Source organism: Pseudoalteromonas sp. P1-16-1b, assembly GCF_001401785.1.
GTDB lineage: Bacteria > Pseudomonadota > Gammaproteobacteria > Enterobacterales > Alteromonadaceae > Pseudoalteromonas > Pseudoalteromonas undina.
Genome location: NZ_LKGQ01000001.1, coordinates 171,899 through 187,217 on the forward strand (window position 1 = coordinate 171,899; position 15,319 = coordinate 187,217).

Below are 15,319 nucleotides of genomic sequence, written 5' to 3' on the forward strand. Positions count from 1 at the left end.
CACTGTTCCTTTTAATTTTAATTATCCTTTAAACGATAACTTAGTAGGGTTAAATTTAGGGGTGTTTTTACTCGCCATTAAAAAGCTATTTGCGCCTAGTTGGCATTCACTTTTTGACAGCTGCACCGCATCAAGTTGTTGAAAATCTGACTCAATAACAAGTCGAAATGAAATAGCATTGCCGGCATAGTCTTTGACAATTTTTTTAGCTAATTCAAATAACTTGCCTTTAGGTAACAAGGATTTTGCTTTATCAAAATCGCGGGTACTGATATGGATCTCGATATTAGAAGAAATATCCCATATCTTTTTACCAATTACCGTATCAACACCTAAGCGGGCATGTTGTCCCTCATAAAGGCGTTCACTTGCTAAACATGTTTGCTCTTGTGGCTTCAAATCGTGCCACTTACCTATCATTTGTTTAATGACAACATCACAGCCAAGATATGAGCTCAGTACACTTTTTAAGTCAAAAGCATTGCGAATTTTTCGGCTATAAAGGCCTGAAAAGTGCAACTGATGTTCATCATAACCGCCGCTTAAAAGCCCTAATATTTGCGTGTATGGGTCTTTGTTTTTATCTTTATTTATATGATTTAAAGACGGTTTATATTTTTTCCACGCTCGATAATATAAAGACACCAAACGGTGATTAAACATGTCGTAAAAGTCGCGCATGGTTGTATCTTTATAGCGAAGACGCTGCATCACCAGTTCGCTATAAAATTGAGGCAAAGCGCCCGAACAACCCGTTAATCCCATAAAAGAGATCTGCATGTTGACTTTATGTAAGCCATCTTCAAAGCTTGCTTGTTCTAATTTTGTGATAGCGTTACCTGGGTAACCAAATTTTTGAGTTGCGGTAAACTTAATTAACTCTTGCTTTGGACTACTGTCATACCCTACGTAGCGATACTCCAAGCCATGCTTTTTCAGCTGGTTTTCAATAATGAAAACTGCTTTATAAAAGTCAACTTGTGACGCTTGAGAAATAATATGTTGGATCATATTAACGGGCTTTCCCCAACTCGCGCAGGCCATTGGTAATACACTTGCTCTTGTTCTTTTAGCCTTAAACTAACGCGAGTAAAGCTATTAATTGCTGCAAATTGCGCAAAGAAATGATCGAGGATAGAGGCAAAGAAAAACATGCCACTACCTGAAAAGTCATCATTGGCGAAGGTAATTTCAATTTCACTTCCCGTTGCAAAGCTTACTCGCCCTTTTTGCACAACACGAGCCGTTGCGGGTTCTACAACCACACGGTAAATATTATCAATAAGGCCTTTTGTTTGCGGAGATGCTCTAAAATCATAAAGGCGTAGCACTTCTTTAAGCTTATTACATGCATCATCTCCACTAAACGCGTCGAGCGTTAAATGATTAACTAATTGCCAACGTGTTGCATCGGCTAATATCGGTCTAACTGCATGAGTAAATGGAATTAAACATCTAATTTTTTTAATTACATCGCCGCGCTCTGGCATTAATAAGCCTAGCTCATCGTCTCCAAAAGGCATGCTCGCAGGGAGGTTTCGATTACTGCAATTAGCACGTACGGTTAGGACCGTGTTCCCTTCAGCATAATCCATAGCGCTATTTTCAAATCGTGCATCTACCAATGATAGAAACGATTCGGTGCCTGACTCAACATAACCCCCTGCCCATGAGGCAGTTTCTCTGCGGATATGCCAAAACAAATCATCGTGGCCTTGGTATCGTGGATGCGTTTGTCCATAAAACGGACAAACTATTTGTTTATTTCCCTTATGGTCAAAGGCAATTACTTCTGAAATACCAATTACTTCTGAAATCTCAGAGTCCATATAACGCGGCGTTAATTGGTATTCGTATTCGCTCAGCTCAGGGCGAATAGGTTCTAATTCTTGTTCAAACATATTAATTATGGGCGTACACCCCATCAAGAACATGTCTTTGTCTACTTGCTTTTCAAGCTCTGAAGATTCAGCATCAAGATAAATATACACTGTGCATTTATTAGAATTTTTAGGCAACGATGAGTGAATATTTTCAAGTTCAAAAAAACGAAACTTTTCAGGAAAGGTAAAGTTTTCGACGAGTAAGCGATAGCCGGCACTTGATCGCTGCGAATACGGTACAACCGCTTCATTTGCATCAAAGCCAACCGCTTTAAGTTGAGTTTTAGAAAGGTACTTTATACCCTCATCACCATTATCAAAAGCAATGCCAATAGCGTGCTTAAACAATAATTCATACACTTTAAGCGTATGATGCCATTGGCCATTTATAAATAATCGTAATTTTTCCAGTCCAGTTTCAGCCAGTGATACACCCGGGTATTCACCGGTTAGCTCAAGTTTGAAAATTGACTTTGCTTTCTCATGCCAACGTGGTTTTGGTGCCACAAAAGGACTGTTATCAAATTGCGCACTGGTAATTTCAACAGGCCATAAGTAAGTTTCATAACAGGTTTGAAACTTACATTGCTTCATTGACTCAACATTTGTTTCAACTTCACTCGCTCTTGGAATGACTACTCCCGTGGTTGAGAGGTTTTCAGCCTCTAATTTAACCACCGACATTGAAGGAATAGGCGCTTGATAGTCAGGTAACATTTGCCCTAATAAAGCATCAGTAAGCTCAGGAAAGCTATCATCTAACTTTTGCCTAATATTAGCCGTTAAAAATGCGAACGATTCAATTAATCTAGATACATGAGGGTCTTCAATATGATCATCGCTTAGCTTTAATCGCCCTGCAACTTTAGGGTATTTTTCAGAGAAGTCTTTACCCATATGACGAACAAACGCCAATTCACGATTGTAATATTTTAATAATTCATCGTTCATAAAGAAGCCTCAATAATCTTCATCCCTAAGTTCACAGGCTCAACTTCAGAGTCAAAGCTAATAAACTCAGGCTCTGGATCTGCATATAGTAAAGCGTTTATTCGCAAGTTTAATACTCTATTTACGGGTACTTCATCGTCAGTAAATACCTCAACTTCAATGAACCGAGGCTCAAATTTCAAAATTGTATTTCTAACGGTTTCACATAGCAGTGCCCGCCCTTCGTGAGAGCTCACCGACATACTCGAAAAGTCAGGTAAACCATACGATAAACAGGATGTTGCTAACTCTGCGTACTGTGCTGGCCACGTGTGCCATTGAATTCGCGCATTTAGCAGCGCTTCTATGTCTCTGCGCACATTTTTTCTCAGCTCACTAATGCTGATCCCCTCAGTACGAGATGGGGCATCCTGAAAGTCTGGCTCATCGTCAATGAGCCTATCTAAAATGGATGCTTGAAGCTGCTGCTTATGCTCTATCATAATTATTTACTATGCTTACTCAGCTGTTTCTAGGACGTTTATTTTAAGGTTTGGAACAGTGATGGCTTCATCGTTGACAAACAACATTTTCATTCCTTTACCTATAATAAATTCGTCTTGAAGTTCTTCCCAATCAGATACTTGGCCTAGCTTTTCTAGATCTGTATTTGAGTTTGCGTAAACTAGTGGCAAGTGAGCGGTACCCGATGGGCCGTCTTTAATAGTAATTTCAACGCGTAACCAAATACCCTCTAATAATGACGTTACAGGTTCTACTTTTAATGTTTCAATTTCATTAAAGTTAGCCAGGTAAAACTCGCCATTCGTGCCTAGCACTTCTAAATAAGGACTTAAGCTATCATCTAAATCTCGAATTGCTGATTGCTCGTCTTCAACACTCTCCAAGCGAAGCGCTTCCATTTGTTGTGCAAGACTGGCTGCTTCAGATGTTTCACCTTCAAGCAAAGCAACATGCATTTTTAAAAACAAGGTATCTAGCTCATTGGCTTCATGAAAAAGTTTAGGAATCCCCTTACCTTGATAAAAATCTACGCGCGATTGCTGGGCACGAATTAAATGTCTAAGGTTAACTGCACCTACAGCAAACTCTGGGTTCTTTTGCACCATAAAGTCGAGTTGTTTGTCTGCTTTTTCAAGCTCGCCATTAATGCAAAGTAATTCAGAATAAATACTTCTAATGTCAAAATTTAAAGGCTCATCTTGCAACTCGGTAGCGCAGCATAATAAAGCATCAGCAAGTTTTCCCTCGCGAATTAAACTGTGTATTTTTTTCATGATTATTCCTTTATTTTATGATGAGGACTGAGCTCTGTTATTAACTTAATACTCGAGACCATTTGGTCTAACTGAAAGTGGGGCTGTAACTGCAAAACCGAAAAGTAATGCCCCGGATTTGCTTTATTTTCACTTACTTTTATTTTTGCATTACTCAGTGGATATTTGCTTCTAATATGCTCAGACGCGGAGTCTGACGCAGTTGTGTAGTTATTTATCCAGGCCTGTAAATCTCTCTCACAGGCCTGTGCTGTGCTATAAGAACCGACACGATCTCGGGCTAATAATTTTAAATAGTGCGCAAAGCGCGATACACACAAAATGTATTGCAACATAGACGATAAGCGCGCATTGATATTGGCAGCACTTGAGTCGTAATTTTTTGTTTTTTGAACCGATGCATTACTGTAAAAAACAATATGTTCCGTATTTGTAACCGAAGAAGCTGGGATAAAACCGAGCTCAGAAAATTGCTTTTCAAACTTACTGGTTACTAATAAATCAAGTGGCGGCTTTGCCTCTTTTTGATAGGTATCGTTTGCAAAGCTATCACGAGCAAGTCCTGTTACTAATCCCTTAGAGACTTTACCTGGCTCTATACCACGAATGTGACCAAACCAACCGCTATCGCAGTAAGCTCTAATTATTGTTGATACGAATTGATACGCTGCACTGCCCCACAACATATCTGTTTCTGGATTTTTTATTTGTTCTTTGAAGTAAAAATCTTGATGGCGTTTGCCATCATTAACATAAGGCGGCCTGACTAATACATGAGGCAATGTAAAGCCCATGAAGCGGGCTTCTTCCATTTTTCTAAAACTTTGCCATTTTATATATTCAGGCTGTTCAAACTGATTAAATAAATCAGAGTAATAACCTAAATCTGAAAAGCTATCAGCACCAAATAAATTAGCCGATGCCGAACATATAAAAGGAGAAAATGCAGCAGCTGCCGTTCTTGATACCTCTTTTATGGTATCAATATCGTTGTAAATAGTGCCTGCTGAGCAACCATTACTAATTTCGTAATCACCAATTACAATACCAAAAGGCTCGCCTCCGGCACTGTCAAACTCGTTTTGATAAAGTAACTGAAAAAACATACTTTGATCAAAATCAATCGCTTTGTTCACGTCTTTTGAGAGCGTTGACCAATCACAATTGAGCAATTTAACTTTTACTTTTTTTTCTTTGTCTTGTTGCTCTGTTTGTAATAATAACCACCATAGATTACGCCAGCTAGCTTCTAAACGTTGAAAGCTATTAGCATGAATTATGTGGTTGAGTTGCGATGAAATAAGCTGATCGAGTTCAATAATTACACGTTGTAAATAAGGACTTAAAGACTCCTTATTCCAAGAAAGGGGAGAATCAGAAGAGCCTTCAAGCCATAACAATAACGCTTTATCTAGGTTTTTTTCATTTAAAAACCTATCGAGCAAAGCGTCATTATCACTAATTCGAGACTGTGACTTTTGTTGAAAAGTGAAGTCTTGATTTATAAATGAAAACTCTTCGTGATTCATTCTATTGCATCATCCTTAATGCGAGAGAGCGGTATTATTAACCGATCTCTGGGATTTTAGCTACAAGACGTAAAGAAGACGTTAGTTCTTCCATTTGTAACCAAGGTTTCAACCAAGCAACAGCGTTGTAGGCACCAGGTTGACCTGGGATCTCTTTTACAGATACTTTCGCATCTGCAAGAGGGTAACGTGCTCTGATGTCTTGACCACCGCCCTCTGTCGCATTTACATATGACAGGATCCAACGGTTTAACCATGATTCAACGTCTTCAGCTTCCATAAAGCTACCAATCTTATCGCGTGCCATTACTTTTAAGTAATGCGCAAAGCGAGAAGTTGCCATTAAGTATGGTAAACGAGCTGAAATAGCAGCGTTAGCCGTGGCATCAGGCGTTGAGTAAATCTTTGGTTTTTGACAGCTTTGACCGCCAAAGAAAACAGCATAATCAGTATTTTTATAGTGACATAGAGGTAAGAAGCCTAACTGACTTAACTCTGCCTCACGACGATCTGTAATGCCAATTTCTGTTGGACACTTAAGATCTGGGTCACCATCATCACTAGTAAAAATGTGAGTCGGTAAGCCCTCCACTTTACCGCCGCCCTCAGCACCACGAATAGCAGTACAGAAACCGTATTGAGAAAACGCAGCGGTCATGTTAGTTGCCATAGCGTATGCTGCATTACTCCAACAGTAATCACCATTATCAGTGCTCACTGAACGGCCGTCTTTTGGTTCAACTTCAAACTCTTCGTAGTTGAACTCTTCAACTGGTTTTGACGCTGCACCATAAGGTAAACGCGAAAGGAAACGCGGCATAGTAAGTGATACAAAGCGTGAATCATCGCTGTCTCTAAATGAGCGCCATTTAGTGTATTCTAATGATTCAAATACTTTTTCTAAATCACGTGGTTTAGTAAGCTCTTCCCAATTATCAAAACCAAATAAAGACGGTGAAGAGGCAGCAATAAATGGACAGAAGCCAGCTGCAGCCACATTAGACATTAAGCTTAATGTTTCAACATCTTCAGGGTGATTAGTAAATTCAAAGTCACCTACGATAGTGCCATATGGTTCACCACCTGGAGTACCAAATTCAGACTCGTAAATTTTCTTGAAGGTTTGGCTTTGATCAAACTCAACGGCTTTACTTAAGTCTTTATGTAACTCTTTTTTCTTCATGTTTAAAACACGAATTTTTAATGTAGAACTTGTTTCAGAATTCATCACTAAGTGATGCAAACCGCGCCATGAGCCTTCAAGTTTTTGAAACTCATCCGAGTGCATCACCACACTTAGCTGTTTTGAGATTTTTTGATCGATTAACTGAATAGCTTCATTAAACGTCACAGTCATGTTTTTATTCCATTGAACCGTGCCTTTTAATGCTTCTTCGGTTAATGTTTTTAGTAACTCTTCAGCACGGCTCGACTCTGTTTGTTTAGTCGCACCAATTGCTTGCTCTAATAGTGAAGAACTTACTTCTGATACCGATTCTGATTCTGTTGCTAATTGTTCAGTGCTCATTTATCAGTCTCCTCTAAGTTAAGTTCTTTAGCCATCGAGTCTAAGCTTGCTGTATTGCTTAATACTTCTTCGAGTACATTTTCAAGCTCTTCTGAACGGTCAATCTTGGTCATCAAGTCACGCAGCTTGTTGCGCGTTTCCATCAATTTGCGTAAAGGTTCTACTTGGTTTACAACCGCAGCAGGCTCGAAATCGTCAATCGACTTAAAGTTCAAGTTAACTTCAAACTGAGAACCATCATCCGTTAATGTATTGTCTACTTTTAAACGCAGAGAAGGACTCATACGTTTTAAAACATCATTAAAGTTATCACGATCAATTTGAATAAAACGTCTATCTTTTAGTGGTTTAAGTGCTTCTGTGTTATCACCAGAAAAATCACCCATTACACCTACTACAAAGGGTAATTCTTTTTTTACTGCCGCGCCCTCAGTTTCCACATCATAAGTGATATGTACTCTTGGTTTACGAACTCGTTTTAACTTATCATGGATACTCATTGAGAACTCCTTTTACTATGTTTCAGTTTCGCTGATCTTAATGCCAGACAACTTAAAGTATCCAGTCCTAGCATCACTATCTGTAATTAACTCATTTAATAACTCAGGTAGCGATAATTCGCTCCATCGAATAACTTGTTCTATCGTGTAAGACATTGGTGAATGAGGTTCAGTCTTTCTGAAAAATGTCGCAATTTCTTGAAGTTTTTTTATTGCGTTTTCTCTCGAATCAATCTCATCACTGACACGCTTTTTAGGTTGCGCTGCGTCTGCTTCACTCGCATCTTCAACCGCTTCCTCTTCAGGCTCAGCATTTGCCTTATCTAATGCAATTTGTGCTGCTTCAAGTTTATCTGCTGCAACATGGTTTACCGCAGCTAAGCTCACTTCTAATGCTTGTTTAATATTAGACGTAGGTTGTGGCTCACCCGTTACCTCGTCCATAACCTCACTCAAAGCGGCAAACTTTTCTATCGCGTCTTCAATATCATTTTTTAAAGATACAAAAAACTCGGTACTAGTTTCGGCTGCACTTTTTTCAAGCTGTTCAAAATCAACGGCACCTTGGGTTATCTTCTTTTCGCGTTTTTCATCACTTAAACGTGAAATGTCATAACCTTGCTGATATTCCCAAAAAGAAAAAGGATCCATACTGACACTGTCTGTCATGTATATACTTTTAATTGGAATAATTAACGTACCTTCACCAGCACTGCCATTTAAGCCAACTAATGCAGACACTTTGTCTGAAATTTCATCACCGTCATCAAGTGTTGGATAAAGTGACTCAAAATGATGTTCCAAAAGGTGCTTAGCAACACTAAAACCAAACGCAATGCCTTTAAAGCCATGAACGCGGCATAAGCCTTCAATTAGCCATGCTAGGTATTCTATATCTTTACTTTCGGTTTTAATTGCCTCACTACATTGCTCAAGTAACGGAATCCAATCTCGAGAAAGCGAAGCAATTCCTTCTTCATCGACTAACGCATTTCTTTCAGCCGCACGAAGTTGGTTTCTTAAATCTTTTAAGGCGTAGTAAGTAGACGTTGGAGAGACATCTGAGCGCGGATCACTACCTGCAAACTCAGTATCTGAAATAGGGGAAATATACTCTTCAAATAAAAACATTCCATTGTCCTAAATATTATCCATATTCTCTAAAGCTTAGAGCGTGAATAATATTACATTCTTTAAATTAAATTACAAGCTTCAGCGCCATTGTGCCGATAAGCTGGCTAATGTTATTTTATAAATAATTGAAATAACAGTTTTTTTGTTCCTGATATATTTACAATTTTTTTCTTAAATATACTAAAACAGGCTTAATCAGCTACTTAGTGAACAATGGAATCGTTGCCTCATCTTGTATATTGCAAGATTGTATCGATTGATTGGCATCTACATCATCATATTTCACTAAAATACAAGTTACGTTATCTTTAGCACCTCTGACTAACGAGGAGTGCATTAAAGCCATTCCTGAATCAATAATACTACTGGGCTCTAATGACAAACATATGTCTTCATCTGATAATTCACCGGTAAGGCCATCTGAACACAGTAAAAAGATGTCGCCTTTGTTTATCTCACCCTCAATTACATCAACTTTCACTTCATCCATTACCCCTACAGCACGGGTAATAACGTTAGATAATGGGTGGCTTTTAGCTTCTTCAACAGAGATCATTCCCTCGTCGATTAAGTCATTAACTTGACTATGATCTCGAGAAACTTGCGTTAGTTTGCCATTACGTAATAAATAGGCCCTGCTATCACCAGCCCATAATATGTAATAGCGCTCATTCTTAACAAACAAAGCTGTTACTGTACTGCCAGCTGTTTTATTGCTTAAATATTCAGCGCTATATTGAGTTAGTTGCTTATTTGCATCTTCTATGGCGCTAACAATATGACTTACGGTCAGGTCTTCTAGCCTGAGCTTTTCAACAGTAGTTCTAATCACATCAACCACTAATTGACTAGCAACTTCACCCGCTTCATGCCCGCCCATACCGTCAGCTACGACCCATAAGTTATGGCTGTTAATTTCAACGTGCGCATCTTCATTTAGCTGCCTCACTGCACCTCTATGAGTTATGGCATAACTTGTACTTAAATTACTAATCACTATTCTTTACCTGTGTGTAGTTCCATTCCCAATGCTTCCAACGTCCATCGAGCATAGCGGCTACTTGATTAACTGGCGGTAAAGCTGACGTGATCAGTACCATCGGTTTTATATTACAAGAACCATGTGTCCACCAAACACTATAATCACCATACTTTTTATGTAAAATAGCATGCATGGCATCTTGTAAAATATGATCGCTTAACTCTGTACCTGAAAACTCTAGTGCGACTGCTTGTTTGTTTTTATCTTTTGAATTGGCATAACTTACTTGCTTTTTATTTGCAGCAACTTCACTTAATGTACTGGCTAGTTCTTTTCGCCAAGAGAACAAATCCACAGAGCCATCAAGTACTTTAAGAACAGCATCTTCGTACTCTAATGAAAAAACACCAGAATGAAGCACATCAACCGGAGCAATATGAGTTGCACGAGTTACTGTTAGTGGATAGTGCCTTCCTACTGCATCCATACTGGGCAATAACGTACCCATAATGCCAGTATCACCTACAATATTGGGGCTTAAGGCAAAGTGCCAAACAGGGCCTGTTAGGTAGCTTTCTTGCCAAACATCACCAAGTTGCTCTTTGCTCACAGCAATGGCAGCTTGTAACCATTGCTCCCAATGCTCTGAAAACTCTTTAGTTACGTTATCTTGAACAAAGTCGCCTAAACAAGGCACCTTGCCAAGATAACCAATATCTACAATCGGGTCGGACATGAAAACTTCTCTACACTGCTGTTCCAAAACGGATGCCTGATTGAGCTAGGCAGTAATTCTACTTTTGCATTGTTCCCCATCAAAGAGAAATGTAACTCTAGATCTTGACGGGTTTTGCTGCGCTTTTCACTGAGCTCATCTAGCATTCGATAAAGTGACCACTCGCCTTGATAAGTCGTGTTAATTGAACGCCCACCGTTTGGCGGTGTAAACACAACGCGAGTTTTACTTTGGCCACTGGCGCCAGGCCATACAAAGTTTGTAACCTTGAGTGGACCATGACGGTAAATCATTGACTGGCCATCAATTTCAATCATTAAACTAGATACCGTTTTATCTAAATTAAAAGTACGTAAGCCAAACTCAATTCGGGGTGTATCACTACCACGTTCAAAAAATGCGGTTTGAATTTTGAAAGCGTGCTCAAACATTTTTAAGGTGTTATTGCTAATACCAATATCTTTTTCAAATTTCCACGGGCTAGAGCTCATGTCCACACTCGGAGCTACATAGCTATTAAAAAAGTTATCTATGGTGCCATTGGGGCCAAAGAAGCGAGTAAAGTCTTTAATGCTGACTTCTTTTTCTGCCTGTGGAGCAAATGGGTAACGCCCCACAATTGCCGCGTTATACTCGCGCAACACTTTGCTTTTCCAAATTTCATTTAAATGTCTGTTAGCACTATTTTTGGTGATGTTGCTAGTATCTCTACTTATATCAAGCAACCAACTATTAAACGGATAAGGCAAATCACTACTTTGATACTCTAATTGGCGAATAAAACTCGGTTTACTCTTACCACTTATTTGATCTTTAATTGAGTATTTAAGCTGATCACCTCTATCAAGTTTAGTTAGATAAATATTCAACTCTCTTAAGTTTTTCTGAATATTATCAAGCTGCTGAATGTCTATATCGATAATATCTTCAAACGCCTCTTCGACTTGATAGCCCGGTAGCTGTACCTCAAACTTAGGCGCTTCGTCAGGTAAGAAGCGTTTGATTCGATTTGCTTTCGTTTGCATCGCAACTTTAGCTGCATTAGCCGCAATATCCCCTGCGACTTTTTGATTTTCAGAAACAGGTAGCTTAGTTAGTTGAACATTCTTTTTAACTGCATTGATGATATTTTTTATTGGCGCTTCTGAGCCTGCTAATACATCAGTAATATTCACACCCTCAGCAGGTGAGCTGTATTGATTAAGACTCAAGTCATCTAAAAACGACTGCCAATAATAGATATAATCTTGAAAGTAACGTTGCTCTAGCTTCTTTTCTATCTCTGCTTTAGAAATATCATACGTGCCAGAGGCTTCTTGACCATACACCCAGCTACTGGCCATTAAGTTGCCAAGCATTTTTCCTTTTTCAATATTAAAAATGCCATGAAAACCGTTAAAAGTGTATAGCCCCGGAATACTGCGCGTTAAATCACCATTATTACGAAAAGTAAATTTTTGCGCACTTTCAAAGCTAATAATATCGGTTAATCTGAAAGGCGGAATACTGCTATCAAGAAAATCAGCTTGAAGTCGCTGGTATGCTCTTTCTGCAATCGGTAGTTTAGTGAGTTCTGCACGAGCTACGCGAACCGCCTGATTATCTATTTCGGTTTGTGTTACGCCCTCTTTTAACAACGCAGCAATATGATTCATCAACTCATTACGCGTCTGCATGTTCAAATCACCAGGCAAATTTCTATCTAAATATGCACTAAACCAAACGGAAATATCTTCACTTTCAAAATATTCAGGTTTAAATAGCATTAAGTAGCATCTGAGCGTTTCATATAAATAGCTAAGGTGCTCTGGGTGAGCCTCCATTTCCTTTATTAACGTGTTTGCAATGAAGGGCTCTAAATAGGTTTGCAAAGAACGTTTGTAAGCATTAGCAGAAGACTCTTTAATTTCAGTAAGCTTATTAAAGCCAACTGAAGATGCATCTTCAGGATCAATTAACTGAGCATTGGTTGCTGGCAAGTTTCTTAATGCATTTAGTCTGTCATTTAGTACCAGTAAATTATTTCTATCAAAAGAAGATGAGTCTAGTTCTTGGTACGTGGCAACTGCTTCATCTGTTGCATCAATTAAGTTGCTATTCCACGCAAAGCTGAAATACCAAGAAATTGAAAAACCGAACAAAGCAATACACGCAAGTGACACACTAGCAATTCGAAGCCACTTATTCTGTTTATCATGGTGTTTGTTAGTGCTTGCTAAGTTTTGCTCAGGGAAAATAACGCTCTCTAAAACGTTTTTAATAAAAAAGCTTTTAGATTGGTTTATGTAATCGGTTTTATCTGCACTTGCATCATTTAAAAAGCTCGAAGGGGTACCCTCTTGAGTGGCGCTGGTTAGATACACGCCTCTAAACATAGGTAACTCTTCATAAGCGTTAGGAGTAAAAATCTCTTTCAAGAAGTCATCAGCAACGCCTTGTAACACACGTAATTGTCTGGGGAACTCAAAGATTTTAGCTCGAATAGCTTCATTACGTTCATTGATCAATCGACGGTTTAACATCTCTGTAAGTTTAGAAATTAAAGCGTGGAATTCTTTATTGAATGCATCGACTTGGGTATCTTTGTCTAAATCAAGCTCAAAGGTGATCCCCCAAACTTGCTCACATTCTTCCTCAGTAAGTTCGCCAAAGAACTCTCTGAATCCTTCAATTAAATCTACTTTAGAAAAAATAACATAGACAGGAAATGTCATACCAAGCTGGTTTTGCAATTCTTGAAGGCGTTGTTTTATAGCACGCGCATGAAGATTTCGCTCAGTTTTGGTCTGACTCATAAGTTCAGAAATCCCCATACTGATCATTACCCCATTTATAGGGCGCAATGGGCGATGCTTTCTTAGTAAGCCGAGAAAGCCTTCCCATGCTCTAGAGTCGTGTTTAGCGTGGCTACTTTGCGTTGTATAACGCCCTGCGGTGTCGATTAATACCGCTTTATTGGTAAACCACCAATCACAATTGCGCGTACCACCAACACCATGCACTAAATCAACCCCAAGCTTATCCTTTAATGGGTAATCTAGGCCTGAGTTATGAATAACCGTTGTTTTACCTGCGCCAGGTGGACCAATCATAATATACCAAGGCAATTGGTATATATTTTTACCTTTAAATAGTTTTACGTCTTTGAGTAAATCTATGGCTTCATTCATTCTGGTTTTTAGAGTGGTTATTTCTTCGTTAACTTCACTACTGTTTGCATCGTTATTATCTATTAACTCATCTGCCATTTTTTCATCACGTTTGCTTTGCTGCATAAGGCGATAAATTTTGGTTACTGAAAAAACGAGTACTATCAATAAAATAGTTAATAGTCTTGCTGCGACACCGGCAAGCGGAACATAATCGGCCACTGCAATTAAAGGACCACCAAACCAAATTAATAATGATAAGGCTAAAAAACCGATAATTAACATAGCGGTTCGAGACGTTAGTGCGTAGGTTATTTTCTTAAATTTTTGTGAGAAACTCATTACAGCCTCATTAAAATAATAGATCGATTTCAATTCTGCGGTTTAACGACCGAGAAGCTGAATCTGAATTGCTGGCGATAGGCTCTGCTGCGCCCTTTCCTTCTGGCCATAGACGACCGCTCAAGTTGGTGCTTTTAGCCATTAAATTAGCAACCTGTGTTGCTCTAGCTAAAGATAGATGCCAATTAGAAGGGTACTTATCAGTGCTAATTGGTAAGTCATCTGTGTGACCTGTTATGAGGACTCGCCCTTTAGTTCCTTCTAGGCTTAACGCTAACTTCTCTAAAATAGGCTGGAATGAAGGGAGAAGTTGCGCGTCTCCTTGCTTAAACAAGTTTTCACTGTTGATTGTAATGCGGATCCCATCTGAGGTTTTAGCAACGGCAACAATCCCCATTTTAATTTCTGTTTGCAACAACTGTTCAAGGACACGTAATTGCTGATCTTTTTTATCAACCGTCTGGTTGACTGCTAAGGGGTGAATACCGGCTAGCTTTTCATTAATCGCAACAACATCATTATTTAGTTTCATATTTATTGATAAATAAATCATCAATAATATTAGCCCCAATACAGAAAATATAACCCATAGCGGAACTTGATTTCTCAGTTCAACACCGGCTGCTACTCTTTGCTTCCAGTTTGGAGACAGCTTGTTGTTAATTGGCCCATTAAGTTGGTTTAATAAATGATAAAGTTGTGAACGATATTCTTCGATTTTTGTATCACCGCCGGCACCTAGGCGATATTTACCTTTAAACCCTAAATTTAAGCAGTGATATTGCAACTCTAAAAACTGTTGATTTCTTTCTGGTTGACCTAAGCCTGAATCAAGTAACGTATAAAAATATTCACCGCCAAATGTTTCTTTATGAAAAGTAGAAAGTAGACTTTCATCTGCCCATTCCATTGAACTCCACTTTGAGTTCAATACAGACTCATCAAGAATGGCACACAAACAATAGCGCGAATTATTGATCACTTCTTTTGATAAGTGCTGATTGCGAACTTCCACTTCAAATCGTTTGATTGCCTCAACACAACGATGTTTAAGCGCTGCGAGGTTGCTCATTTCAAGCGATTGATTAATTGAAATTACAAGAGAAAAACAATCGGTTGCTGCTTCTAACAAAGGATTTTTAAATATCGATACTTTGTTACTACCTAATGGCTTTGAAGAAGGTGGCTCGACCGACATCACTGTTTTATCAGCATCATTTTGTGCCGGATTACTACTTGGCGTATTTCGCCCTAATCGACCTGGGCGAGGTTTGATAATGGTTTCGTCCATTGAAACTCTTCCTTTTA

At 38.9% G+C, this 15,319-nt stretch carries 12 protein-coding genes; all 12 read right to left on the bottom strand.

From position 1 onward, the window contains the following. Positions 1-21: 21 nt before the first annotated feature. Positions 22-1,011, bottom strand: coding sequence for a type VI secretion system baseplate subunit TssG (gene tssG / locus AN392_RS00710; protein WP_054201389.1), 990 nt, complete (start codon positions 1,009-1,011; stop codon positions 22-24). After that, positions 1,008-2,834: a type VI secretion system baseplate subunit TssF gene (gene tssF / locus AN392_RS00715; protein WP_054201390.1), complete on the bottom strand. Its 1,827-nt coding sequence runs from the start codon at positions 2,832-2,834 to the stop codon at positions 1,008-1,010. Before tssF ends, tssG begins: the two co-directional genes overlap by 4 nt. Next, a complete protein-coding gene (tssE, locus tag AN392_RS00720) occupies positions 2,831-3,316 on the bottom strand; it encodes a type VI secretion system baseplate subunit TssE (RefSeq protein ID WP_010389371.1) in 486 nt (161 codons plus the stop codon). Before tssE ends, tssF begins: the two co-directional genes overlap by 4 nt. Positions 3,317-3,331: 15 nt before the next feature. Further along, positions 3,332-4,111, bottom strand: coding sequence for a type VI secretion system accessory protein TagJ (locus AN392_RS00725; protein ID WP_054201391.1), 780 nt, complete (start codon positions 4,109-4,111; stop codon positions 3,332-3,334). A 2-nt stretch (positions 4,112-4,113) separates the two neighbouring features. After that, positions 4,114-5,640: a type VI secretion system contractile sheath large subunit gene (tssC, locus tag AN392_RS00730; protein ID WP_010389374.1), complete on the bottom strand. Its 1,527-nt coding sequence runs from the start codon at positions 5,638-5,640 to the stop codon at positions 4,114-4,116. 37 nt (positions 5,641-5,677) lie between these two features. After that, positions 5,678-7,168, bottom strand: coding sequence for a type VI secretion system contractile sheath large subunit (gene tssC, locus AN392_RS00735; RefSeq protein WP_010389377.1), 1,491 nt, complete (start codon positions 7,166-7,168; stop codon positions 5,678-5,680). Next, the gene (gene tssB, locus AN392_RS00740; protein ID WP_010389380.1) at positions 7,165-7,668 is read right to left on the bottom strand and encodes a type VI secretion system contractile sheath small subunit; all 504 of its coding nucleotides are present in this window, start codon (positions 7,666-7,668) and stop codon (positions 7,165-7,167) included. Before tssB ends, tssC (AN392_RS00735) begins: the two co-directional genes overlap by 4 nt. Positions 7,669-7,683: 15 nt before the next feature. Continuing rightward, the gene (tssA, locus tag AN392_RS00745; RefSeq protein ID WP_010389383.1) at positions 7,684-8,799 is read right to left on the bottom strand and encodes a type VI secretion system protein TssA; all 1,116 of its coding nucleotides are present in this window, start codon (positions 8,797-8,799) and stop codon (positions 7,684-7,686) included. A gap of 202 nt (positions 8,800-9,001) precedes the next feature. Beyond that, positions 9,002-9,751: a PP2C family serine/threonine-protein phosphatase gene (locus AN392_RS00750; protein WP_235575556.1), complete on the bottom strand. Its 750-nt coding sequence runs from the start codon at positions 9,749-9,751 to the stop codon at positions 9,002-9,004. 40 nt (positions 9,752-9,791) lie between these two features. Then, complete coding sequence (gene tagF, locus AN392_RS00755; RefSeq protein ID WP_010389388.1) at positions 9,792-10,520, bottom strand: type VI secretion system-associated protein TagF; 729 nt, start codon at positions 10,518-10,520, stop codon at positions 9,792-9,794. After that, positions 10,502-14,011 (bottom strand): type VI secretion system membrane subunit TssM, encoded by a 3,510-nt coding sequence (gene tssM / locus AN392_RS00760; protein WP_010389390.1) that lies wholly within the window; start codon positions 14,009-14,011, stop codon positions 10,502-10,504. The genes tagF and tssM overlap by 19 nt, the downstream gene beginning before the upstream one ends. A 10-nt stretch (positions 14,012-14,021) precedes the next feature. Further along, positions 14,022-15,302: a type VI secretion system protein TssL, long form gene (gene tssL, locus AN392_RS00765; protein WP_055011525.1), complete on the bottom strand. Its 1,281-nt coding sequence runs from the start codon at positions 15,300-15,302 to the stop codon at positions 14,022-14,024. Positions 15,303-15,319: the final 17 nt, after the last annotated feature.

Excerpts from the sequence above, each read along its gene's own strand:
- tssF (WP_054201390.1), bottom strand. The coding sequence starts at position 2,834 with ATGAACGATGAATTATTAAAATATTACAATCGTGAATTGGCGTTTGTT.
- tssM (WP_010389390.1), bottom strand. The coding sequence starts at position 14,011 with ATGAGTTTCTCACAAAAATTTAAGAAAATAACCTACGCACTAACGTCT.
- tssE (WP_010389371.1), bottom strand. The coding sequence starts at position 3,316 with ATGATAGAGCATAAGCAGCAGCTTCAAGCATCCATTTTAGATAGGCTC.
- tssL (WP_055011525.1), bottom strand. The coding sequence starts at position 15,302 with ATGGACGAAACCATTATCAAACCTCGCCCAGGTCGATTAGGGCGAAAT.
- tssC (WP_010389377.1), bottom strand. The coding sequence starts at position 7,168 with ATGAGCACTGAACAATTAGCAACAGAATCAGAATCGGTATCAGAAGTA.
- tssG (WP_054201389.1), bottom strand. The coding sequence starts at position 1,011 with ATGATCCAACATATTATTTCTCAAGCGTCACAAGTTGACTTTTATAAA.
- tssA (WP_010389383.1), bottom strand. The coding sequence starts at position 8,799 with ATGTTTTTATTTGAAGAGTATATTTCCCCTATTTCAGATACTGAGTTT.
- tssB (WP_010389380.1), bottom strand. The coding sequence starts at position 7,668 with ATGAGTATCCATGATAAGTTAAAACGAGTTCGTAAACCAAGAGTACAT.
- tssC (WP_010389374.1), bottom strand. The coding sequence starts at position 5,640 with ATGAATCACGAAGAGTTTTCATTTATAAATCAAGACTTCACTTTTCAA.
- AN392_RS00725 (WP_054201391.1), bottom strand. The coding sequence starts at position 4,111 with ATGAAAAAAATACACAGTTTAATTCGCGAGGGAAAACTTGCTGATGCT.
- tagF (WP_010389388.1), bottom strand. The coding sequence starts at position 10,520 with ATGTCCGACCCGATTGTAGATATTGGTTATCTTGGCAAGGTGCCTTGT.